This is a genomic window from Endozoicomonas sp. Mp262, assembly GCF_025643335.1.
GTDB lineage: Bacteria > Pseudomonadota > Gammaproteobacteria > Pseudomonadales > Endozoicomonadaceae > Endonucleibacter.
This window is the reverse complement of record NZ_CP092489.1, coordinates 2341317-2359464: the sequence shown is the minus strand read 5'-3', so window position 1 is coordinate 2359464 and position 18148 is coordinate 2341317. Positions and strand designations below refer to the sequence as shown.

General features: G+C 45.6%; 15 protein-coding genes. 9 read left to right on the top strand and 6 right to left on the bottom strand.

Translation table 11 applies throughout. The features are described 5' to 3' along the window. Nucleotides 1–103 precede the first annotated feature (103 nt). From MJ595_RS10460 to ppc, 3 genes are all read right to left on the bottom strand, one after another. Nucleotides 104–1243 carry a beta-ketoacyl-ACP synthase III gene (locus MJ595_RS10460; protein WP_263322251.1) on the bottom strand — a complete coding sequence of 380 codons (1140 nt, stop codon included), beginning with the start codon at nt 1241–1243 and terminating at the stop codon, nt 104–106. 187 nt (nt 1244–1430) lie between these two features. Further along, on the bottom strand, nt 1431–2924 hold the full coding sequence (locus MJ595_RS10455) for an oligopeptide:H+ symporter (RefSeq protein WP_263322250.1): 1494 nt from the start codon (nt 2922–2924) through the stop codon (nt 1431–1433). A 674-nt stretch (nt 2925–3598) separates the two neighbouring features. Next, nucleotides 3599–6247 (bottom strand): phosphoenolpyruvate carboxylase, encoded by a 2649-nt coding sequence (gene ppc / locus MJ595_RS10450; RefSeq protein ID WP_263322249.1) that lies wholly within the window; start codon nt 6245–6247, stop codon nt 3599–3601. Between the two features lie 525 nt (nt 6248–6772). On the opposite strand from ppc, the gene MJ595_RS10445 reads away from it, so the two are divergent. The 3 genes from MJ595_RS10445 to MJ595_RS10435 all read left to right on the top strand — a co-directional run bounded on the left by MJ595_RS10445 (nt 6773) and on the right by MJ595_RS10435 (nt 10507). Then, nucleotides 6773–9334: an autotransporter domain-containing protein gene (locus MJ595_RS10445; protein ID WP_263322248.1), complete on the top strand. Its 2562-nt coding sequence runs from the start codon at nt 6773–6775 to the stop codon at nt 9332–9334. A 95-nt stretch (nt 9335–9429) separates the two neighbouring features. Continuing rightward, complete coding sequence (locus MJ595_RS10440) at nt 9430–9705, top strand: YfcZ/YiiS family protein (protein WP_263322247.1); 276 nt, start codon at nt 9430–9432, stop codon at nt 9703–9705. Nucleotides 9706–10033: 328 nt separating this feature from the next. Further along, nucleotides 10034–10507 (top strand): helix-turn-helix domain-containing protein, encoded by a 474-nt coding sequence (locus MJ595_RS10435; RefSeq protein ID WP_263078037.1) that lies wholly within the window; start codon nt 10034–10036, stop codon nt 10505–10507. Nucleotides 10508–10809: 302 nt separating this feature from the next. Here MJ595_RS10435 and MJ595_RS10430 read toward each other — a convergent pair whose 3' ends face one another. Continuing rightward, nucleotides 10810–12177: a transposase gene (locus MJ595_RS10430; RefSeq protein ID WP_263078002.1), complete on the bottom strand. Its 1368-nt coding sequence runs from the start codon at nt 12175–12177 to the stop codon at nt 10810–10812. 136 nt (nt 12178–12313) lie between these two features. Between MJ595_RS10430 and MJ595_RS10425 the strand changes: the two genes are divergently transcribed. Continuing rightward, nucleotides 12314–12736 carry a transposase gene (locus tag MJ595_RS10425; RefSeq protein WP_263322488.1) on the top strand — a complete coding sequence of 141 codons (423 nt, stop codon included), beginning with the start codon at nt 12314–12316 and terminating at the stop codon, nt 12734–12736. 23 nt (nt 12737–12759) lie between these two features. On the opposite strand, the gene MJ595_RS10420 is transcribed toward MJ595_RS10425, so the two are convergent. Together MJ595_RS10420 and MJ595_RS10415 are read right to left on the bottom strand one after the other, a co-directional pair. After that, nucleotides 12760–13188 carry a hypothetical protein gene (locus MJ595_RS10420; RefSeq protein ID WP_263322246.1) on the bottom strand — a complete coding sequence of 143 codons (429 nt, stop codon included), beginning with the start codon at nt 13186–13188 and terminating at the stop codon, nt 12760–12762. 40 nt (nt 13189–13228) lie between these two features. Next, nucleotides 13229–13735, bottom strand: a complete 507-nt coding sequence (locus MJ595_RS10415) for a hypothetical protein (RefSeq protein ID WP_263322245.1) — start codon at nt 13733–13735, stop codon at nt 13229–13231. Nucleotides 13736–13794: 59 nt separating this feature from the next. Here MJ595_RS10415 and MJ595_RS10410 point away from each other — a divergent pair, with 59 nt between their 5' ends. The 5 genes from MJ595_RS10410 to MJ595_RS10390 all read left to right on the top strand — a co-directional run bounded on the left by MJ595_RS10410 (nt 13795) and on the right by MJ595_RS10390 (nt 18075). Continuing rightward, nucleotides 13795–14040, top strand: a complete 246-nt coding sequence (locus MJ595_RS10410) for a DTW domain-containing protein (protein WP_263322244.1) — start codon at nt 13795–13797, stop codon at nt 14038–14040. A gap of 73 nt (nt 14041–14113) precedes the next feature. Next, entirely contained in the window at nt 14114–15739 is a 1626-nt protein-coding gene (locus MJ595_RS10405; RefSeq protein WP_263322243.1) for a glycosyltransferase family 39 protein, read from the top strand. A gap of 102 nt (nt 15740–15841) precedes the next feature. Beyond that, a complete protein-coding gene (locus tag MJ595_RS10400) occupies nt 15842–16369 on the top strand; it encodes a cytochrome b/b6 domain-containing protein (protein WP_263322242.1) in 528 nt (175 codons plus the stop codon). A 165-nt stretch (nt 16370–16534) separates the two neighbouring features. Further along, nucleotides 16535–17131 (top strand): TetR/AcrR family transcriptional regulator, encoded by a 597-nt coding sequence (locus tag MJ595_RS10395; protein ID WP_263322241.1) that lies wholly within the window; start codon nt 16535–16537, stop codon nt 17129–17131. Then, nucleotides 17131–18075, top strand: coding sequence for a phosphatase PAP2 family protein (locus MJ595_RS10390; protein WP_263322240.1), 945 nt, complete (start codon nt 17131–17133; stop codon nt 18073–18075). Before MJ595_RS10395 ends, MJ595_RS10390 begins: the two co-directional genes overlap by 1 nt. Nucleotides 18076–18148 lie beyond the last annotated feature (73 nt).

The following is an 18148-nucleotide window of genomic DNA, read 5'->3' as shown; positions in this document are numbered from 1 at the left end:
TTTAAATTAGAGGTCTACTGATGTCTAAAAGCACTAAAATAGCACCATAGCTACTTGCAAAAATACTGAGCTATGCAATGGAACATCAGTGACCTCCAGTTGATTAAGTTTTTTCCACCACTACACTTCCCACCGAATAACCGGCTCCAAAAGAGCAAATCACACCTTTATCACCGGTATTAAAATCCATTGAGTGCTTATGAAACGCAATAATAGAGCCTGCCGAACTGGTATTGGCATATTCATCAAGAATAACCGGAGCCTCTGCCAAAGAAGGCTCATGCCCAAGTACCTTTCGGGCAACCAGCAGGTTCATATTCAGATTTGCCTGATGCAGCCATAAACGTTTAAGGTCTGATGTGGATAAGTCCAGAGAAGACAGATGTTCAGTAATATGTTCTGCCACCTTCGGGCATACATCTTTAAACACTTTGCGGCCATTCTGTACAAATAATTTATCCGGCTTACCTTCTCCATCAGGCTCAGTACGGTTCATAAAGCCAAAGTTATTCCGTATATTATTGGAAAATCCCGTCCAGAGCTTACTCCCCAGAACTCTGAAACTATTTTTATTATTTACCCGGGCTGCCGCCAGCTTTCCGGCTTCGATAATCACGGCAGTACAGGCATCACCAAAAATAAAATGGCTGTCCCTGTCCCTGAAATTCAGGTGTCCGGAGCAAATTTCAGGGTTAACCATTAGTATTCGACGGGCACTGCCACTGCGAATGGCATCACAGGCAGCCTGAATACCAAAAGTGGCTGATGAGCAGGCCACATTCATATCATAGGCAAAACCGCCAGCCCCAAGATAATGCTGTACTTCTACCGCAATGGCAGGATAGGGCCGCTGAAAGTTGGAGCAGGCAACAATGACCCCATCAAGCTGTTCGGGTTCAAGCTTTGCCTGTGATAATGCCCCCTTTGCCGCTTGCAGCGCCATTTCACACTGGATAGAAGGTTTGTCATCAGGTCGTTCAGAGAGTCGAGGACACATATTCAAAGGGTCAAGAATACCGTCTGTATCCACCACGTAACGGCTTCTAATACCCGATGCTTTTTCAATAAATGCACTACTGCTTTCCTGTAACAGTACTGGCTCAGAATTACTTTCAGCAGCCTCAATCACACGTCGCTGGTTTTCTAACTGAACCCAGGTGTTAAATGAGTCAACCAACTGATCATTGCTGATTGCATTTGGAGGGGTATAGAGTCCGGTACCACTGATGACCACTTCTTTCACGGCATTATCCTGCTAATTATTATTTTTTCCCCATTGATCATATAGCAGGAATCCTTCATTTAGAATAGTATCCGTTTACTGATTTAGAATTTCCGCCACCATTTATACATATCTCACTTGGCTTGTATTATTGCTGAGAAATAAATAATGGCAGCTTTAAAAGCTGCCATTTGAATAAAAAGTAGTCTTAAGCCTTTGCCAGCTCACCACCTATTTCTATTTCATCTTTTGCCTCAATCATTCGATTCAACCAGGGTGCCGTGATGAGCATCACCAAGGCGATACCCACTGCAATCAGACCAATAGTTTCAAAGAAATGACCATAAATAGGCAATGTTTGCAGGGCACTGGAAGCCTGGTCACCAGCAGGAGGCGCTGTAAACCCGGCCAGGAAACCCGCCAATACAGAAGCGGCAGAAGTGGTCAGAAACCAGGCTCCCATAATAAAGCCGTGGAGACGCTCCGGAACCAGCTGGGCAACCATAGACAGCCCCAGACCACTAATCATCAGCTCACCAATGGACTGGAACAAATAACTCAGCACAATCCAGTTGGAAGACACCATGCCCTGTTCATTGGCAAACTGGATCGCCAGAGGCAATACCATAAAGCTACCAGCACTGCATAGCATGCCCAGCGCAAACTTGGTTGGCATGGAAAGATCTTTGCCATTACTGCCACTGCGATTGTAGAGGTAGGCCAATACAGGGCTTGCCACCATAATCCAGAAGGGGTTCAGGGACTGGAAAGTCAGTGGGTTCACAGTAATGCCCAACAAAGTCGGTTCCACATTATTAATGGCAAAAAAGTTCAGGGATGTGGGCATTTGCATATAAAGCACAAAGAAAGCAATGGCCTGTATCATCAGAATCAGTGCCACAACCATCTTGCGACGTTCGGCACCTGCCGAAGCAAGAATTTCTTTCAGGAATATTAACAGGACAACAGCTCCCACTACTGCAAGCAAAAGATGAGCCACTGTCAGGTGATCAAGGATCCAGGCACAAACAAAGCAGGCAGCCACAACACCTGCAACCACCAGGGCAAAAGTAGAGAAGGGCACAGGACGGAAATCCGGCTCCGATCCCATATCCGCCACCCAGTGACGGGTTAATACATAGTTAACAAGAGCCACTGCCAAACCAATGACACTGGTCAGAAAGCCCATGCTCCAACCATAGGCATCGGCAATATAAGGGACGGCAACCATGGAAACCATAGAGCCAATATTCACAGACATATAGTACATGGTGAATGCACCATCAAGACGCTGATCCCCCTCACCGTAGCATTTTGCCAGCAGGCTGGAGGGGTTGGCCTTAAACAAGCCATTACCCACAGCAATAGAACCCAGCGCCAGGTATACCAGACTGCGATTTTCACCGGCCATGGTCATCAGTACATAACCGATGGTGAGCACGATAGCACCTAATAACATGGTGCGCTTCGTGCCCAGCACCTTGTCACCCAGAAACCCGCCGATGGCCACCAGTCCGTAAACCAGGGCACTGAACGCACCGAATGTGACAAAGGACTCTGTTTCCGGCATGCCCAGCATCCGGACAAAATAGACAGCCAGCAAAGCCTGGAGACCATAGTAGCCAAAGCGCTCCCACAGCTCGATAAAAAAGATCATGTAGAACGGCTTGGGCTGCTTCAGCACATTAAACGACTGCGACATAATATCTCCGGCTGGTTTTTTTGTATCCCTCTATAGCACCTGATAATCATCATGCTATAACAGCTGGCTTGTTCACTTCTTGATCATAGCCGTGAGCCTGTACCATGGATACGATCGGGTCTGCCAGGGGCTGTTGACTCACGAAAAATTATTACCTGTTTTTGTATGGAAGCGTTATATGAATAATTTTTCATTTATTTATAACTAAATACGATTAAATCATAATCTGTAATTTACGAAGTGGTGATAAGAAAGCGCGAAACATGACCGAAAAAAACACAGTAAAAAAACAGAAAAAAGATATAAGCCGCAATCAAGTCACGCTAACCGATATCAAGCAACGTGATTGCGAACTAAAAAAAAGCGCATATTAAATCAATATAATGAATAACTATTAAATGTGGCAAGATGCAGTAAAAACAACCAAGAAAGAATAGTTAAGAGAAAATAACATCTATTTTTAGCCCATAAGGCAAATAAAAATAATATATGAAAATAGCCGTTAGAATACCGATTAGACCAATCCATCATTTCAATGCGTTTGACGTGTTCAGTCAGAGCGGGAGATATTCCTCGCGTTCCCGGCATCCAGAGTGTGTCGCAATGCCCTCTGGAGCCTGGGAACGAGTCTAAAAATCAGTTGCTTATGTCGAACTCAGGTTATTTAGCTATATTTAGCCCGTATTACGCATTCCGGCAGCAATACCCGCCATTGTAATCATTAGGGCCTGCTCCAGGTTTTCGCAGGGCTGATCCTCAGGCTGAGTCCTGACCCGTTGCAGCAATTCTGCCTGAAGAAAATTCAACGGATCGGTATAAGGATTTCTCAAGGCAATGGCATCCCTGGACTGAGGCTGACCAGACATCAGTTCCTTTCCCCCTTTAAGATTAATCAACACCTCAATGGCATTCGTAAGCATGGTTCGCAATCGCTTTCCCAACGGCTTCAAATTATCAGGCACCAGCCGTTCCTCATAAAAACTAACCAATTGAGGGTCTGCTTTCATAAACACCATTTCCAGCATATCCAGCCTGGCCTTGAAAAATGGCCATTGCTCAATCATTTCTTCCAGAATGTCTTTACGGCCACTTTTTAAGGCATTATCCAGTGCCACACCAAAGCCTAGCCAGGTAGGCAGCATTAACCGGTTCTGGGTCCAGGCAAAAATCCAGGGAATGGCCCTGAGGCTCTCCACTCCACCCTCCTGACGACGTTTGGCAGGGCGGGACCCCAGGGGTAATTTAGCCAGCTCACGCTCGGGTGTTACCGCACGAAAATAAGGAACAAAGTCAGGTTCATCACGCACCACACCCCGATAAACGTCAAGGGAGTCGGCTGAGAGCTGCCCCATCACCTCCCTCCAGTGCTCTTTTGGCACGGGTGGCGGTAACAAGGTCGCCTCCAGGGTCGCACTGGTATAGATAAACAGGCTTTGGATGGCAACTCTGGGGAACCCAAACTTGAATCGAATCATTTCCCCCTGCTCGGTCACTCTCAAATGGCCATCCACTGATCCCGGTGGCTGTGAAAGTATTGCCGCATGGGCAGGACCACCACCACGGCCAATGGTGCCACCACGGCCATGAAACAATGTCAGTTTGATGCTCTTTTGACGACATACCTCTGTCAATGACTCCATGGCCCGATACTGTGCCCAGGCTGCGGACATCCAGCCAGCGTCCTTGGCGGAATCAGAATAACCAATCATCACCATTTGCCGACCATGACAATAGCCCCGATACCAGGGCAGGGAAAGCAAGTGGTCAATACAGTCAGCGGCAGAGTCCAGGTCATCCAGGGTTTCAAAAAGCGGCACAATGGGCATATCAAAGCTGACACCGCTTTCTTTGAGCAACAGGGCAACCGCCAACACATCCGAAGGCGCAGTAGCCATCGATATCACATAGGGACCCAGTGCTCCCGGTCCTTCCTCTGCAATGGCCTTACAGGTATCAATCACTTCCCTGACGTTGGGGGAAGGTTGCCAATCCTTTGGAAGAAGAGGGCGAGGGCTTTGCAGCTCATTTAACAGAAAGGTCTGGCGCTGGGACTCATCCCAGTGCCCGTAATCCCCCATTCCCAGGGCACGGGTGAGTTCACTCAGTGCTTCAGTATGGCGTTCAGACTCCTGGCGAATATCCAGCTTGATCAGGGTCAGACCGAAACAGTGGGCTCGCCTGAGCATATCCAGCAGGGGGCCGTCCGCAATGATTCCTAAACCACATTCATGCAAAGAGTCATAACAAAGCCTTAGGGGTTTCAATAACGCCTCGGTATTCTGCAAAATACCCAGAACGGAATCACCCTCCAGTTTCTGTTCACACCAACTTTGCGTCTGACGCAATCGTGCCCGCAGCTTCTTAAGGATAACCCGGTAAGGCTCACGACAGTCGCCCACTTCCGCACGCAGCGCATCACTGCACTGGTTCATGGATAACTCGCCAATTAATGGTTTCAGGTCGCGCAGGTACATATCTGCCGCCATCCAGCGACTCAGCAGTAACACTTCCCTGGTCACTTTTGCCGTTACAAAGGGGTTGCCGTCCCGATCCCCTCCCATCCATGACGAGAAACGGATAGGTACAGCATCAATGGGCAATGGCTGCCCGGTATGCTCCCTGAGACGTTCATCAATACCGCGCACATAACGCGGCACCGCTTCCCATAATGAGTGCTCAATGGTGGCAAACCCACCCTTGGCCTCATCCACGGGTGTGGGTCGTTCAGAGCGAAATTCAAAGGTATGCCAGGCCTGGCTAATGAGCTGCTGCATACGATTTTGCAGGCGGCTTCGCTCCCGTTCACTCAGGTCATCACTTTCCAGAGACTTCAGGCACTTGAAGATCTGTTCGTATTTTTGAATCACCGTACGACGGGTTACTTCTGTAGGATGGGCTGTTAGCACCACCTCGATATCAAGATTGGCAATACTTTCAACAATCTGGTCATTAGAGAAACCCTGATGTTTGAGACGCGCCAGTAATTCATCAAGATGATCAGGGACACAGAAATTTTCTTCACGCTGCCTGGAGACAGAGTGAAACTGCTCGGCAATATTGGATAGATTCAGGAAATGGCTGAATGCCCTGGCCACAGGAACCAGTTCATCATCAGAAAGATTTTTTAGCAGTTTTAATAGTGCATTATGATCGTCATTACTTCCGGCACGGGCGGCTTTAGCCAGCTGCCGGATCGTTTCGATCTTGTTAAAGAAAGGCTCATCTTTGTCCGCCTTTATGGTATTACCCAGCAAGGTGCCCAATAAATTGACATTGCGTCTCAGGGACACATGGCTCTCTGATGCAATTGGCTTTTCAGACATCGTCGACTTCCTTCAAATAACCTGTCAATGCACACTGGACTTACCACAATATGCATTAAGAGGTATTCGAAATCACGAAACAGTCTTTCGATTTTCCAAGACTACACCATATCCAATAAAAGCCACAAATTCATATTTTTTCTCAATAATATCCAGTGTTATTAATTGATAAAGAAAGAAAATACACGATTATTTTTTAGCCTCGTTCCCAGCATCCTGAGGCTGTAGCGAAAACCAGTCCTGTAGATAAAAAGTAGGTTTTTTTACTCTTTTTTTCACCACAGAGGCACAGGGAACACAGGGCTTTCATTGCTCTTAAAAAACAATTCTCCGCGCTCTCTGGGCCTCTGTGGTGAATAAAGTATCTTTTGCGACAGCCTCTCCTCGCTGGGAACGAGAGAAAATAACAAATAACAATTTGTTACTAAAACTAATTTTATTATTAAGTTTCTGTTTATCCCCCTCCCGCTAGCATCCCGGAAAAGATTGATAGACCAATCAACACTAATAGACACAAGAAGTAACATGTCTCACACATCCAAGCTTAAACTTTCTGCCCTGGCACTTTCCATTGGTATGGCCTGTTCTGTTCAGGCGGCCTATAACCCGCAGTTTTCCAACGTTTACTCGTTTGGGGATAGTCTTTCTGATATGGGGGTTATGAAAGGTATCAGCAGTATGCCAATGGTGCCCACAGGTGTATCAATAAAGAACTTCACAACCCCTGGAGGTAGCACCGCTGCCGGACACCTTGCAAATAATTATGGAAAGGAGTCAACAGCAGCTCTGGAAGCTACTGTCAATATAGATACAGCTCAGCCATTAACCATGCTGAAACTACTTCCTGTACTGATGGCTGCCAACCCCTCTTCAGCAATCAATATGGCTAAAGAATCTATTAAGGAGCTGCCAAATGACCTGGCAGGGCAAGTTAGCAGCCTTCTTGGGCAGATCCCCGAATCCTTTGACTCTGTTGACTCACTCACAAACTCTCAGGCTTTGGCCTTTGCAGAACTGCAGCGGGTTATTCTTGACTCTTATTTAAGCGATCCCAACAATACTATCATTGATTACAAACAAACGGATGGTAACAATTTTGCTACTGGTGGTGCATCTGCTACGTCCAGTACCAATGATTCAACCTTTCCATTAGAGCTAACAAAAGAGCAACTCATCTCCATGCTTGATGGCTCTGGTTTCACTATCGAAGCGCTTGAGGGCATGTTAGGAGGAAAACTTGCTGATAAATTGGCTGTCAATTTCCCACTACAGCAGAAAACTTTGGCAGACCAGGTCTCCATGTACCTTGACCGGGATGGCAAGGCCAGTTCAAATGCGCTTTATACCATAACCGCCGGTGCTAACGACCTTTTCAGGGCTGGCACAGCCACCAACTTAATCCCTATTTATGCAAAAGCAGCAGCCGAAAAAGCCGCATCAGAAAAAACACAGGAATTAATTGAGCAGGCCACAAACAATGGCACTATAACCGACCCTAAAGTACAAGCCAGTATAAAAAAACAAGCCGAAATAGTAGGCCAACAAGCCGCCCTACAGTCCATTGAAGAAAATAAGGCTAATGTAGAAAATATTATCATTGATTCTGCTATGGAAGTTGCCAATCAAACTAAAAGACTTTTAGGCGCTGGCGCAAAATATGTTGTTGTCACCAATATGCCTGATGTCACAGGTACTCCGGACTACATCAACCAGTCCGAAGAAGAAAAAGCTACCGCCAGCGAGGGTGTTAACGGCTTCAACCAAATGCTCCAGGCCAGCCTGGGCAAAAGCAGCGTTATTTACGTTGATATCAACGGTTTCCTGAAAACCATTCAAGCTAATCCGCAAAAATTTGGTTTTGATGTTGCAAAGGCTAATCAAACCTTCTGTGACGGCAGCAGCTTACTGTGCTCTCCAAAGGATGAAGAACTGAATGCACAACTGGCAGCCATTGACAGCAACAAAGCCACCAGCGCAGAGCAAAAAGCCACAGCAAAACAAAAGCTGATTCAGGAAGCCGCTAAAAACTATATCTTCGCCGATGGCGTACACCCATCCAGTGCCGTCCATAAATATCTGGCAGATGTGGTTTCCAATGGTTACCTGAAAGCAGCTGGCTATAATGCCAGCATGCAGTCCCTGGCCCGCTCCGGGCAAAACGAACTGGCTGAACTGTTTGAAAGCCGTCGTACTGAACTGGTTGCAAACCCTCTTGCTAAAGGTGAGCTGCGTCCTTATGTCAATATCAGTGGCTCTAGGCATGATGGCGCCGAACACCATAACCTGGCCAAGGGCAAGGTAGACAGTGTTCGTCTGTATGCTGCCATGGATTACGGTATCAGCGAACAGACCAGCGGCGGTTTTATGCTGAACGTCCAGCGTGACAAGCAGGACTTTAAACAGGATATGGCCGGAAAACAGGAACGTGAAGCTTATATCGCCGGTATCTACCTGAACCAGCATATTACTGACCACTGGTCCTGGGGCTTTAACAGCTACCTTGGTAAAGGTGACTATGAACAGGTTGGTAGCTACACCCTGGGTGATAACTCCAATACCAATAAGGTGGTTGCTGTCAGGAATACCAGTGAAACCGACAGTATCATGGTGGGTGGCAGCCTGGGTGCCAATGGCCGTTATGATATATCCGGCATTGACCTGATGCCCCGTATCAACCTGAACTACCAATATGAACATATTGACAGCTACGCAGAAAAAACAGATACGGCAGGTGCCGTCAGGTTCGATGATACTAACTTGAAACGTGGAGAGCTGGCCCTGGGCCTGAATGTTTCCAAAACCTTCCAGGTTAGTGGTATGGCGGTAAGGCCTTACGCCGACCTTGACTGGCGTCAGCAGCTGGCAGGTGATAAGGATCAGGAGGTGAACTGGAAAACCGAAGCCTCCACCAACGGTTATATCAATGAGGTTATCTCTGAGACTGACCGCAGCTTTGGTACTGTTAAAGTGGGCGGCCAGGTTGAAATTGTTGAAGGCCTGACCACTCAGTTAAGCTACAGCAAGAAGTTCGGCAGCAGCCTGAGCAATGATGACCGTATTATGCTGGATATGGGCTATACATTCTAATTGCTGAACAGGCTTTTTCTCTTATAATGAAAGCCTGAAACGGTACAAAAAAACGGGGTTTTTATCGCCCCGTTTTTTATTTTGGAGAGACTCCGATGAAAGACAGTGATGAATTTGAAAGCATGGCCTGTAACTGTGTTGATGTGGGCACACTGATCAATGAAGACGATACCCGTCTGGTGCTGGACTTTACCGGTGATAATGCCTGTGAGGAGTTTAGCCGCCTGGAAACCAAAGCCAAGTCCATCGGTTCCGGCAACTGCAAAGTGTCTTCTGAAACCCTGGATGACAAGGGTATGACTCACATCCGGGCTATGTTCGACTTTGATTGCACCGCTGAGAAACTGATTTTTCAGATGAATCAGCGTTAATAAAATAAAAGTAGCAGGCTTCCTCAGTCTTGTACTTTGGAGGCCGGCCATCTGGAAAAGCGCTAATATTCTATTTACCCTTCAACGCGCTGCATCCTGATTATTCTATCCATTGTCATCAAGAGTTCTAAACGGCTTTTATGACCCGGTCGATCCGCGTCCTCATCATCACTCTCATCGACTATAAGTAGGTCATAGTTTGGTTTCAAATAAACTGGATGTTCGGCCAGTACGAGAAATCTACTTCTTGATCTAACGATCAGATAGCTATTGAATGATACATTTACTCTATTATAAAGAGAGTACTGGTCTTTAAATCCCTCTCCCTATGAAGTACGTCACTACAATCACTGATGAAGCTGTTTTATTAACTTTGAAATTCGCCAAACACTACGGACCTCTGAGATGTATAAGGGAAAGAGCCCATAGCCTTTTATTGAGCAATCGTGGCTTTACCCTTGAGCAAATTGCCGAAATACTTGAAATTAGATATCAAACTGCTTCTCAGTGGATTGATGATTGGGAAGAATATGGTATTCGTGCCTTGTACAAGGGGCATGGTGGCGGTAGGCCGTGCATATATGACGAATCCGAAGTGCAACGCATAAAAGAATTAGTGGCTGAAGAGCCTCGTCGCTTATCGTATGTCAAATCCAAGATCGAGGATGAAACCGGTAAATCTTCATCAAAAATTACTCTGGCAAACATTGTAAAAAAGCAGGGCTGGTTTACAAAAGACTCCGTAAATCATGCAAACATAAACGGGACGAAGAGCAATTCCATGACTGTAAAACTGCTCTGAAAGATGCCCAGGAAGCCGAGAGCAAAGGGTTAATCAATTTATTTTATTTTGATGAGTCCGGCTTTACCCAGGAACCTTGTGTGCCATACGGTTGGCAGGAAAAAGGAAAGCAGCTCAGAATACCATCAGTCAAAAGTAAACGCATCAACGTCAGCTATTCCCGCATGATGAACGTCGATGATCGTTGGTATTGACAATAAGGCAGCAAAAATAATGAAGCCGATCAAAACTGAGCCGCCAATTAACAAAGCGGAGCTTTAAAGAAAAAATGTCACCCCTGAACGTAGCTACGATATGGCCGGTTATGATGTATCGAATGGAATCACCCTTTTCTCTTCAATACCATGAGTTACTGTGTAAAAAAGCCCCTCCCACGTTTTTATCAGCCAATGCAAAAAATAGCCCTGTATCCATTTCCATAATGCTATACGGACTCCTTTTGAGCGGGTTCTTAAAGCTTCCTGAAACTGGGGACAGCACAGTTCCTGTATTTGATCTACGAGAAAAGCAAGCATCGTCAGATAGGCCAGATTTGTGGCTAAGTGCTTCTCACCGTGACCGTAGTTATGTTCGAGATCGTAGCCTTGATTTTTCAGGGTGTTAAACGTCTGGTTCTCAATATGCCATCGGCAGCGCCCTCCTTTCATGACGGGTTCTATGGTTTCTTCGTTAAGCGGAATATCAGTCACCCAGCACCAGATATGCTGTTTACCTTTTTTATCGGTTTCGACAAAATCAAGCACATTAACCTGTTCTGCATATTTTGCCTTGTTCAGCCTGACGTCATTGGCATAGCGAAACCACCACTTAATTCCAGTCTCTTCATTAACTTTTTCAGCACGGTGAACTTTTCCTTCTTTATCCAGCTCATCCATCGCTTCAACCAGCGAGGCATGGTTGCCATCTTTCGCGACAATGATGTAATGCCAGCCATAACTCTTAATCAGTTGGACAGTGGGGTTGTCAGCATAAAGACTGTCCAGAAGAATAACGAACTTTAGACGTGGGTGATGCTCTCGTATGGTGGCAAACAACCGTTTAATGGCATTTTTTTCACAGTCATTTTTGGTCGAACCGTCCTGGCAAACTATGGCTTCCGGTGCCAATGGCAAGACTGTTTTTTGATCCGGGTGAGCAATGCATGCTGCCATTAACTGGTGGTAGTGAGCTTCGTTGGCCTTTCCCTTATTTTTAGTACAGCACTCCTGACAAGGTTTTTTATTATTGCAGGAGTAAAATAGCCCAGTTCCATCGATCGGGAGCAAGTAGTGATTTTTCAAGTTCCCGCAGTGAAATTCGAATGCCTTCAGTAATCCGCCCCTTTGGACGTTAGACAGCAATGTCTTAAAAGGCTTTTTGAACTCTACGGGATCTATTGGATCCAGGATTTCCCGCATACTGGTATCACAGGGAGCACGTTTTTTTATCTGATACAGGTGCTCAAGGTTATGCCTTACTTCTTGCTCTGTTTTATCACGCTCAAACGAGAGGAGCGATGGGTACTTGAGATGCATCATGGCAAAAGCGGACATGGAGGCATCATGTATTGTTATTTTTCTGGAATCCTTGTTTGGTCGGACATCTGGAATTTGCTCATAACTTTCAGAAATCGTAGTAATTAAACTGTTTGCACAAAGATGCTTACGACTTTTTTGGAATGGATAAGCCATGAGAGACAGCCATTGATAAAGTATCCCTATCAAAAGTAGACGTTATTTTGTGCGAAATCACTCCATTTGGAATTTACTGTAAGCCTTGCTGTTGCAGTGATTTAATTGATGTCACGGGAATAGCTGCATCAACGTACTGGGGTTTATGAACCGAAGCTGTGAGCTATTTCATTATCCTGTTGTGGGTTCAGTGAATAGCGATACGGTGATTGCGGCCTTTGATGACTTTGCAGAGAAAATGGCAGATGAAAAATACAGCTCAAATGATCGTTACACGGTAGTTATGGTGGATAATGCCAGCATTCACACCAGCAAAAAGTTTTGTGCCAGAATTGATGACTGGATGATTGAAAAGAAATTGCTGGTCTGCTTTCTGCCAACATATTCACCTGAGCTCAACCTGATTGAAATCCTGTGGAGGAAAATAAAGTATGAATGGCTCAACCTCTTGTCAATCAAGAGCTTTGCGGAATTTGAAAAAGAAGTTGAACGGGTGCTTTTTTCATTTGGAGAGGAGTATATGATCTCATTTTCTAATACTGTCCGACTGGATGGTTAAATTATTCGAAAGCAATCTATACACTACTTATGTGCATTGATTTGACCCTGCTCACTTAAAGGCCATAAAACAATTATCTTTTTGTCTCCTGTCATTGTTCCTGTGTATTCAATATCATTTCCTGAAGGCTGTTCTGGAAGATTTATAAAAACGGCATTGATGATATTTTCCCTAACGCTTATTGTTTTTAGCTCTACTGGTGCTCTTCCATTCACAACCACTTTAGTCAGTGGATTTTCCAATACAAGCTTACCTGATTGTTTATCTCTAGCAATTAACAGCACATCCTCATCAAGAGTTAATCTCATATCCCCCCAACATTTATCAGAGTAAATCATTTTCCACCTTCCAATGATATCTTTATCAGTAATGATGATTTTCTCTGAATACAAGTTAAAAGAAACTAAAATGAAAAAAATTACTGTATAAAAAGTCAGTTGAGACAGTTTCATAATTAACCCTCTTTTTCTTAAAGCAGTCTTAAAAATCCAGCTAAGTTAATGACTCCAACCTTTTCATTACAATTAGCCAATCAATTAGATCCTTTAATATTTCCCAGCTATTCTCACGTTTTAAAATAGCTAATTCATTTATCTTGTGCTGTTCAATGACAGGCCACAAATAAACACACGCTACCTTTTTTTTCATTACCCCAGTGTATGCAACAATACCCTCATGATCTTTTCCAAGTATTGGAATGTTTCTAAGTTTTGCGTTAATCAAGTTTTCCCGCACACCTATAGAAACCATCTCTATAAATCCACCTCCTTCAAGAAAAAACAATTTATTTTGAGATTGCACAGTTAACATCTCTTCCCCCCCAACCTTGCTAATGAATAGGGGGGCATTTTCACAAGCAAATATCTTCTCTGACTTGTCTTTACAAACAATGAAAGCACCCCATGTACCAACAAGATCGTCGTCTTTCACCTTATCAGCATACGAATTAAAAGATGCAAAATGGCATAAAATATATGTTATTAATACATATAACTTCATAGATTGCTCCTTCTCTGAAAGACACTAACCCAATATAGATACTTATAAAAAAATCACTCTTGTCTGATATAAAAAGCAATTATTTTAAAGTATCAACTCTATCTAACCACCGAATCAGAAAAGCGCCTTCAATAACATCCCTATCCACCGTAGAAGCCATTGTGACATTTCTCAGACAAACCGGGGGAAACGATCAATTACACCAATCTTTACTGGATATCTTTGATCAACTGGTCGATAAACAAATCAGTGCTATGGGCAAGACCATCTATCAGAAGAATTATCTGAATAAATTTTGCACATAAATAAACCTCTTGTTCCCGACCTCCTCGCCGGGAATGCATACGGATATCTCTAACGGTCACGGCCTGGAGAGGTATGCACTGCCAGGCTGGAGCCTGGGAACGAGTCTACAATACAGGAGTGTCCATAGCAGGGCAGGCATCTGGCGAACAAACCACCTTTCCCTCAGGTAAAGCCATGCAACGATTTGCCATACTCCCGAATTCTCCATGGCTGGCCGCTGTTACCCTATGCGCCCTGGCTTTTTTGATACGACTGGTTTCCATCGGCCTCTATCCGCTGCAGGATACCTCTGAGGCCCGCTATGGTGAAATGGCCCGACTGATGGTGGAAACCGGGGACTGGATCACCGTATGGTTTGACTACAACGTCCCTTTCTGGGGCAAGCCGCCATTGTTTATCTGGCTTTCCGCCCTATCCTTTAAATTATTTGGCATCAATGAGTTTGCCGCCCGCCTCCCTTCCCTACTGGTCAGTATTGCCATTCTTGCCCTGACCCTGAAGCTTGCCCTGTACCAAATGGGACGATCAGCAGGTGGGCTGGTGCTGCTGATCCTTCCTTCTACAGCCATTTTTCTGGCACTGTCCGGTGCTATTCTGGCAGATCCGGTTAGCCTGCTGGCCATCACCATGATGATGACCGGCTTCTGGATTGGCTGGCATGAACCCTGTCCCCTAAAAGCCCGGCGGTGGCAGTATTTTTTCTTTATTGGCTGTGCCACAGGCCTGTTAGCAAAAGGTCTGGCTGTGCTGGTGCTGGCCGGACTACCGATTTTTTTCTGGTGCCTTCCCCAACGCAGACTATTAACCTTTTGGCAAACATTTCCCTGCATCAAAGGAAGCCTGCTGACACTGCTTATTGCTGTACCCTGGTATCTTGCCGCTGAAATAAAGACACCAGGATTTCTGTATTACTTTTTTATTGGCGAGCATTTTCAACGGTATCTGGATAGCGGTTGGGATGGTGACCAGTACGGTGCAGCCCATATCCGTCCCATGGGCACTATCTGGCTTCGCTGGCTGCAAAGCTGCTTACCCTGGTCTCTTGTCATTGTATGGCTCGGCTTTAAATGTCTGAAGGGCAGCAACAGGAAGCCGATGACATGCTGGCAGGCATTCCTGTTACTGTGGCTGATCTGTCCCCTGGTATTTTTTACCTTTGCCCGCAATATTATCTGGACCTATGCCTTGCCTGTTGTTCCCGCCATGGCTTTACTGCTGGCTGATACCTGGCAGAACAAGTGGGAAGGCTGGCCGAAACGTATTATCGCCACGGCCGCTATCACTCCGGTCTTGATGATTGGATTAACCCTGTTTCTGATGAACGGTGGAGGGCAAAAATCCCAGAAACAATTAATGCAAGTCATTAGTCGGCAGGCTGTCAGTAACCCCGGTATTCTCTATCTTCATGGCACGCCGTTTTCAGCCCGTTTCTATTCCAGTGGCAAGGCAAAGGAAGTGAGTGGTGCCGAAAGCCTTAGGGAAAAACTACAGCAAGCAGAAAAGCGCTATTTCCTGGCCGCTGAAGATAATGAATTTGATACCCTGCCGCCGGATATTCGCAGTAGATTTTCAGAAATAGCTCGCTATCGAGACTGGATTCTCTATCTGGAAAATCTGTGCCCCCACCCAACTGATGACTCTGATGATATCAGCTGTCAGCGGATGGTGGACACGATTTCCCCCACACAGAAAAGGTGATGATCAGGCGCCTGCCGATTGCATACTGTACTGCCTGGAAATTTTATGACACTATCGCGCCGTATAAACATGCTCATAATAAACTTTCAGGAGAGGTACACCGTGGAACCCTGCCAACGTTATTCACTGTTCAGCAGCCTTATGCACTGGCTTATGGCTATTTTGATCATTGCATTGCTGATTATGGGCTGGCAGATGGGCCAGATGCCTAAAGGGCCAGAAAAATTTGAATGGATGGGGCTGCATAAATCATTGGGCGTGCTTGCCCTGCTACTGATCTTACTGAGAATCCCCGGAAGGCTTTTCTCCCGGGTAGTCACTGCCGGACATACCCTTCAGGATCATATTGCCCGTCTTATCCACCTGCTGCTTTACCTTATGATGCTGGCAATGCCTATCTCCGGCGTTGTGATGTCATGGGCCGGAGGTCGTGATACGCACTTCTTCTCCTTATTGACTCTTTCCGGTGCCAGGGAAAAACTTCCGGCAGTGGCAGGCTTTGCCCACGAAATTCATGTTACGCTGATTTATGGTTTTGCCGCTCTAATCGTTATCCATATTGCGGGTTTTATCTATCACCAGTTTATTCAAAAACACGATATTTTACATCGAATCAGCCTGAGACCCTGAAGCGCTGGTTAATAAGGGAATAATTCGGGGATGCTGTCCCTACTCTTTATTCCCTATTCCCACTATTTCATTCAATTTTTTTCTCACCATTTAAAAAACCATCTACGCTATTTGTTATTCCTTTCACTTGACTGTTAAGTTTATATAAAAGCACTCTTGTTTATTATGGGACGACCAATAGCATTTGACCGACATACAGTACTCAATAATGCCCTGGCCCTGTTCTGGTCGAGGGGGTTTGCGGCCTCATCTCTCAGGCAGCTTGAAGAAGTCACTGAATTAAACCCGGGAAGCCTGTACTACCACTTTACCAATAAAGAACTGTTATTTCAGGCCACACTCCGGCATTACGTTGATCATCCCTTAAGTGCCCGTATTTCGAAGAATCTGAGTACAGGAAATCCGTTGGAAGGTATCCGCCGTTTTTTGACCTCCGGTTACCGACACCGGGAAGAGGAGCAGTTTAAAAACTGTTGCTTTCTAGCCTGTGCCTGCACAGAGTTGCCTCTTCTACCAGACACAACCATTGAGTTAATTAACTCGGGCATAGGTATTATCCGCTCCGGTTTTCAACAGCAACTGGAACGTGCCTGCAAAGGAGGCCTGGTTGCCTCTCCCCGTTCGTCTGAATCCCTCTCTCTGGAATTATCCAATCTATACCTTGCCTTACAGCTATTAGCCCGGGCCAGACCTAACCAGAAACAACTGGATGATACGGTCAGGCAAAGCCTGAATCATTTACTTAACCAACAGGTCAGCTGATGAACGATTTCCAGCTGATTGCAGAGCTGCAAGGTTTTTTTTCGTTATTTGATTCAATGTTGCGATGGCTATCACTGCATGCATACTCCAAACACTACCTTTTACTCACCGCTATCCTCTACTGGACTGGCCATCAGGTTTTAGCCATAAGGCTGGCCTGTGCCACCCTGGTAAGCACCTTGGTGTTTGGCAGCCTGCGGCATTTTTTTGCTTCGCCCCGCCCCTACTGGCTTGAGCCCAGTATGTTCAATGGCGTTAAAGAAGGGGGGTATGGAATGCCCTCAGGCCATACGCAAAATGCCATAACTTTCTGGGGGCTAACAGCCTGGAGTCTGAAAAAGACACTTATCACAGTCATGGCTGTTCTGATAATCGCTATTATTGCCCTTTCCCGTCTCTATCTTGGCGTCCATTTTCCATTACAGGTACTGATCGGCTGCTCAATAGGCCTGGGCATAGTGGTTATATGGAGCCAGTGTGAAACAAAAACAGTACGGTGGTTAAAAAACCGTTCTGTCCCAACCAGGCTTACGGTGGTTTCATTAGCCTCCCTGCTTCCCCTGCTTATAACAGTAAGCCTAAGGGAGATTGGGAACTTAGGGGATGGCAGTAACTCAGCCACACCCTATGCATTTATTTCACTACTAACAGGCTTGCTGCTGGGAATCTCAGCCAGCCTGACTATTAAACAGAATAATACAGTACCTCGACTATCCCCCTGGCTCCTGTTTTTTACCCGAGCCATCCCCGGAGCCATAATAACCCTTATTCTTTGGCAGCAAACCTCATCAACACCTACAACCATAAGCCAGCCAATGTTTATTTACAGTTACTGCCTGATAAGGGGCTTTCTCTTTTCAGTCTGGGCTATTTTATTATGGCCGTGGCTTTACCGGTTGTTAGTAACCAAAATCCTTTCAAAAACCAGGACTTCTACCGTATAAACCAATGACCCGGGATCGTTATAAAATCCCTGTATACTGTACAAGGCTCATAAGATCAGTACCATAATCACCT

Coding starts and splice junctions, on each gene's coding strand:
- MJ595_RS10445 (WP_263322248.1), top strand. CDS start 6,773: ATGTCTCACACATCCAAGCTTAAACTTTCTGCCCTGGCACTTTCCATT.
- MJ595_RS10395 (WP_263322241.1), top strand. CDS start 16,535: ATGGGACGACCAATAGCATTTGACCGACATACAGTACTCAATAATGCC.
- MJ595_RS10420 (WP_263322246.1), bottom strand. CDS start 13,188: ATGAAACTGTCTCAACTGACTTTTTATACAGTAATTTTTTTCATTTTA.
- MJ595_RS10405 (WP_263322243.1), top strand. CDS start 14,114: ATGCACTGCCAGGCTGGAGCCTGGGAACGAGTCTACAATACAGGAGTG.
- MJ595_RS10415 (WP_263322245.1), bottom strand. CDS start 13,735: ATGAAGTTATATGTATTAATAACATATATTTTATGCCATTTTGCATCT.
- MJ595_RS10435 (WP_263078037.1), top strand. CDS start 10,034: ATGAAGTACGTCACTACAATCACTGATGAAGCTGTTTTATTAACTTTG.
- MJ595_RS10440 (WP_263322247.1), top strand. CDS start 9,430: ATGAAAGACAGTGATGAATTTGAAAGCATGGCCTGTAACTGTGTTGAT.
- MJ595_RS10455 (WP_263322250.1), bottom strand. CDS start 2,924: ATGTCGCAGTCGTTTAATGTGCTGAAGCAGCCCAAGCCGTTCTACATG.
- ppc (WP_263322249.1), bottom strand. CDS start 6,247: ATGTCTGAAAAGCCAATTGCATCAGAGAGCCATGTGTCCCTGAGACGC.
- MJ595_RS10430 (WP_263078002.1), bottom strand. CDS start 12,177: ATGGCTTATCCATTCCAAAAAAGTCGTAAGCATCTTTGTGCAAACAGT.
- MJ595_RS10390 (WP_263322240.1), top strand. CDS start 17,131: ATGAACGATTTCCAGCTGATTGCAGAGCTGCAAGGTTTTTTTTCGTTA.